Genomic DNA, 5,173 nt, shown 5'->3' on the forward strand with positions numbered 1-5,173 from the left:
GTAAGATAAAAAAAGGTATAAAAGTCACAGTTAATTCTTGACAAGTTTAGGTAGGTTTGATAGAATATAATAGTTGTCGCAAGAGACGAGGGTCTTGAAGCGATAAGCTAGACCATTGAAAACTGAATAAAGAAGAATGACTCATGTGATGTAGTAAGATACATCAAAAATCTGTCAATCAATAATGAAAGACAAGCCAGTCACTAAGGTGACTTAAATACTTTATTTGAGAGTTTGATCCTGGCTCAGGACGAACGCTGGCGGCGTGCCTAATACATGCAAGTTGAGCGCTGAAGGTTGGTACTTGTACCGACCGGATGAGCAGCGAACGGGTGAGTAACGCGTGGGGAATCTGCCTTTGAGCGGGGGACAACATTTGGAAACGAATGCTAATACCGCATAAAAACTTTAAACACAAGTTTTAAGTTTGAAAGATGCAATTGCATCACTCAAAGATGATCCCGCGTTGTATTAGCTAGTTGGTGAGGTAAAGGCTCACCAAGGCGATGATACATAGCCGACCTGAGAGGGTGATCGGCCACATTGGGACTGAGACACGGCCCAAACTCCTACGGGAGGCAGCAGTAGGGAATCTTCGGCAATGGACGAAAGTCTGACCGAGCAACGCCGCGTGAGTGAAGAAGGTTTTCGGATCGTAAAACTCTGTTGGTAGAGAAGAACGTTGGTGAGAGTGGAAAGCTCATCAAGTGACGGTAACTACCCAGAAAGGGACGGCTAACTACGTGCCAGCAGCCGCGGTAATACGTAGGTCCCGAGCGTTGTCCGGATTTATTGGGCGTAAAGCGAGCGCAGGTGGTTTATTAAGTCTGGTGTAAAAGGCAGTGGCTCAACCATTGTATGCATTGGAAACTGGTAGACTTGAGTGCAGGAGAGGAGAGTGGAATTCCATGTGTAGCGGTGAAATGCGTAGATATATGGAGGAACACCGGTGGCGAAAGCGGCTCTCTGGCCTGTAACTGACACTGAGGCTCGAAAGCGTGGGGAGCAAACAGGATTAGATACCCTGGTAGTCCACGCCGTAAACGATGAGTGCTAGATGTAGGGAGCTATAAGTTCTCTGTATCGCAGCTAACGCAATAAGCACTCCGCCTGGGGAGTACGACCGCAAGGTTGAAACTCAAAGGAATTGACGGGGGCCCGCACAAGCGGTGGAGCATGTGGTTTAATTCGAAGCAACGCGAAGAACCTTACCAGGTCTTGACATACTCGTGCTATTCCTAGAGATAGGAAGTTCCTTCGGGACACGGGATACAGGTGGTGCATGGTTGTCGTCAGCTCGTGTCGTGAGATGTTGGGTTAAGTCCCGCAACGAGCGCAACCCCTATTGTTAGTTGCCATCATTAAGTTGGGCACTCTAACGAGACTGCCGGTGATAAACCGGAGGAAGGTGGGGATGACGTCAAATCATCATGCCCCTTATGACCTGGGCTACACACGTGCTACAATGGATGGTACAACGAGTCGCGAGACAGTGATGTTTAGCTAATCTCTTAAAACCATTCTCAGTTCGGATTGTAGGCTGCAACTCGCCTACATGAAGTCGGAATCGCTAGTAATCGCGGATCAGCACGCCGCGGTGAATACGTTCCCGGGCCTTGTACACACCGCCCGTCACACCACGGGAGTTGGGAGTACCCGAAGTAGGTTGCCTAACCGCAAGGAGGGCGCTTCCTAAGGTAAGACCGATGACTGGGGTGAAGTCGTAACAAGGTAGCCGTATCGGAAGGTGCGGCTGGATCACCTCCTTTCTAAGGAATATATACAAAGACGTGAGCATTCAACTTTATTCAGTTTTGAGGGGTTTAGTGATAAACCTAAGCAAGAATCAAATTCTTGATTGTGGGGCCTTAGCTCAGCTGGGAGAGCGCCTGCTTTGCACGCAGGAGGTCAGCGGTTCGATCCCGCTAGGCTCCATTGTCAGACAAGACGTTAAAATCACTTGAACATTGAAAACTAAATAACAATATCTAATAACGATAAATAAACCAAAAGCTGTGAATTTTAAAGAATTTACAAACTTATACTTGAAAAACGATGATTATAAATCATCATGGCAAAGTTAATAAGGGCGCACGGTGGATGCCTTGGCACTAAGAGCCGATGAAGGACGTGACTAACGACGATATTCTAGGGGGAGCAGTAAGTACGCATTGATCCCTAGGTCTCCGAATGGGGAAACCCAGCTGCTACTAGCAGTTATTCATGAGTGAATACATAGCTCATGTAAAGGTAACGCAGAGAACTGAAACATCTAAGTACCTGCAGGAAGAGAAAGTAAAAACGATTTCGTAAGTAGCGGCGAGCGAACGCGAAGAAGGGCAAACCAAGAAGCTTGCTTCTTGGGGTTGTAGGACTGCAACGTGGACTTAAGCATTATAGTCGAATAACCTGGGAAGGTTAATCAAAGAGGGTAATAATCCCGTAGACGAAATAGCGCTTATACCTAGCAGTATCCTGAGTAGGGCTGGACACGCGAAATCCAGTTTGAATCCGGGAGGACCATCTCCCAACCCTAAATACTCCTTAGTGACCGATAGTGAACCAGTACCGTGAGGGAAAGGTGAAAAGAACCCCGAGAGGGGAGTGAAATAGCACCTGAAACCGTGTGCCTACAAGAAGTTCGAGCCCGTTAATGGGTGAGAGCGTGCCTTTTGTAGAATGAACCGGCGAGTTACGTTATGATGCGAGGTTAAGTTGAAGAGACGGAGCCGTAGGGAAACCGAGTCTGAATAGGGCGACTTAGTATCATGATGTAGACCCGAAACCTAGTGACCTATCCATGAGCAGGGTGAAGGTGTGGTAAGACGCACTGGAGGCCCGAACCAGGACACGTTGAAAAGTGTTTGGATGACTTGTGGATAGCGGAGAAATTCCAAACGAACTGGGAGATAGCTGGTTCTCTCCGAAATAGCTTTAGGGCTAGCGTCGAAATGTAAGTGTATTGGAGGTAGAGCACTGTTTGGGTGAGGGGTCCGTCTAGGATTACCAATCTCAGATAAACTCCGAATGCTAATACACATGTTCGGCAGTCAGACTGCGAGTGCTAAGATCCGTAGTCGAAAGGGAAACAGCCCAGACCAACAGCTAAGGTCCCAAAATATATGTTAAGTGGAAAAGGATGTGGGGTTGCACAGACAACTAGGATGTTAGCTCAGAAGCAGCTATCATTCAAAGAGTGCGTAATAGCTCACTAGTCGAGTGACCCTGCGCCGAAAATGTACCGGGGCTAAACATATTACCGAAGCTTTGGATTTAATTTAATTAAATGGTAGGAGAGCGTTCTTAACCGCGATGAAGGTATACCGTGAGGAGTGCTGGAGCGTTAAGAAGTGAGAATGCCGGTATGAGTAGCGCAAGATAAGTGAGAATCTTATCCACCGTAAGACTAAGGTTTCCAGGGGAAGGCTCGTCCGCCCTGGGTTAGTCGGGACCTAAGGCGAGGCCGAAAGGCGTAGTCGATGGACAACTGGTTGATATTCCAGTACTAGATATGATCGTGATGGAGGGACGCAGTAGGCTAAGAGATGCCAGTTAATGGATTCTGGTCTAAGCAGTGAGGTGTGAGATGTGTCAAATGCATTTCTCTTTAACATTGAGCTGTGATGGGGAAGCAACTACGGTTGCGAACTCTCTGATGTCACACTGCCAAGAAAAGCTTCTAGCGTAAAGTCATATCTACCCGTACCGCAAACCGACACAGGTAGTCGAGGCGAGTAGCCTCAGGTGATCGAGAGAACTCTCGTTAAGGAACTCGGCAAAATAGCCCCGTAACTTCGGGAGAAGGGGTGCTGGTGTAAAAGCCAGCCGCAGTGAATAGGCCCAAGCAACTGTTTATCAAAAACACAGCTCTCTGCTAAACCGCAAGGTGATGTATAGGGGGTGACGCCTGCCCGGTGCTGGAAGGTTAAGAGGAGTGCTTAGACGTAAGTCGAAGGTATGAATTGAAGCCCCAGTAAACGGCGGCCGTAACTATAACGGTCCTAAGGTAGCGAAATTCCTTGTCGGGTAAGTTCCGACCCGCACGAAAGGCGTAATGATTTGGGCACTGTCTCAACGAGAGACTCGGTGAAATTTTAGTACCTGTGAAGATGCAGGTTACCCGCGACAGGACGGAAAGACCCCATGGAGCTTTACTGTAGTTTGATATTGAGTACCTGTAAGTCATGTACAGGATAGGTAGGAGCCATTGAAATAGGGACGCTAGTTTCTATTGAGGCGTTGTTGGGATACTACCCTTGACTTATGGTTACTCTAACCCGCTGGCATAATCGGCCAGGGAGACAGTGTCTGACGGACAGTTTGACTGGGGCGGTCGCCTCCTAAAGAGTAACGGAGGCGCTCAAAGGTTGGCTCAGATTGGTTGGAAATCAATCGTAGAGTGTAAAGGTAAAAGCCAGCTTGACTGCGAGAGCTACAACTCGAGCAGGTAGGAAACTAGGACTTAGTGATCCGGTGGTACCGCATGGAAGGGCCATCGCTCAACGGATAAAAGCTACCCTGGGGATAACAGGCTTATCTCCCCCAAGAGTTCACATCGACGGGGAGGTTTGGCACCTCGATGTCGGCTCGTCGCATCCTGGGGCTGTAGTCGGTCCCAAGGGTTGGGCTGTTCGCCCATTAAAGCGGCACGCGAGCTGGGTTCAGAACGTCGTGAGACAGTTCGGTCCCTATCCGTCGCGGGCGTAGGTAATTTGAGAGGATCTGTCCTTAGTACGAGAGGACCGGGATGGACTTACCGCTGGTGTACCAGTTGTTCCGCCAGGAGCACGGCTGGATAGCTATGTAGGGAAGGGATAAGCGCTGAAAGCATCTAAGTGCGAAGCCCACCTCAAGATGAGATTACCCATTCGTAAGAATTAAGAGCCCAGAGAGATGATCTGGTAGATAGGCTGGAAGTGGAAGAGTTGCGAGACTTGGAGCGGACCAGTACTAATCGCTCGAGGACTTTACCAAAAGAGTCAAATATAATATGCTTATGGTTTAAAAGTTAGAAGAATTGTTATTTAGTTTTGAATGTTCAAGGTAACATTTAATGATTTGGTCATCATTGCGATGGAGATACACCTGTTCCCATGTCGAACACAGAAGTTAAGTCCATCTACGGCGGAAGTACTTGGGGGTTGCCCCCTGGGAGATAGGCGAGTGGCCAAGT

The 5,173-nt window shown here is 48.3% G+C and carries 1 tRNA gene and 3 rRNA genes; all 4 read left to right on the plus strand.

What is annotated here, in order from left to right:
• Positions 1 to 222: 222 nt before the first annotated feature.
• The 4 genes from HFD15_RS13725 (at position 223) to rrf (ending at position 5,173) form a co-directional block, all read left to right on the plus strand.
• Positions 223 to 1,769: ribosomal RNA gene (locus HFD15_RS13725) — 16S ribosomal RNA — on the plus strand.
• A 93-nt stretch (positions 1,770 to 1,862) separates the two neighbouring features.
• Positions 1,863 to 1,935: transfer RNA gene (locus HFD15_RS13730), tRNA-Ala, on the plus strand.
• A gap of 138 nt (positions 1,936 to 2,073) precedes the next feature.
• A 23S ribosomal RNA gene (locus tag HFD15_RS13735) occupies positions 2,074 to 4,974 on the plus strand.
• A gap of 83 nt (positions 4,975 to 5,057) precedes the next feature.
• A 5S ribosomal RNA gene (rrf, locus tag HFD15_RS13740) occupies positions 5,058 to 5,173 on the plus strand.
• Together the 16S, 23S and 5S rRNA genes with 1 tRNA gene alongside form the textbook arrangement of a ribosomal RNA operon.

Source organism: Lactococcus sp. EKM203L, assembly GCF_011800585.1.
Taxonomy (GTDB): Bacteria; Bacillota; Bacilli; order Lactobacillales; family Streptococcaceae; genus Lactococcus; species Lactococcus lactis.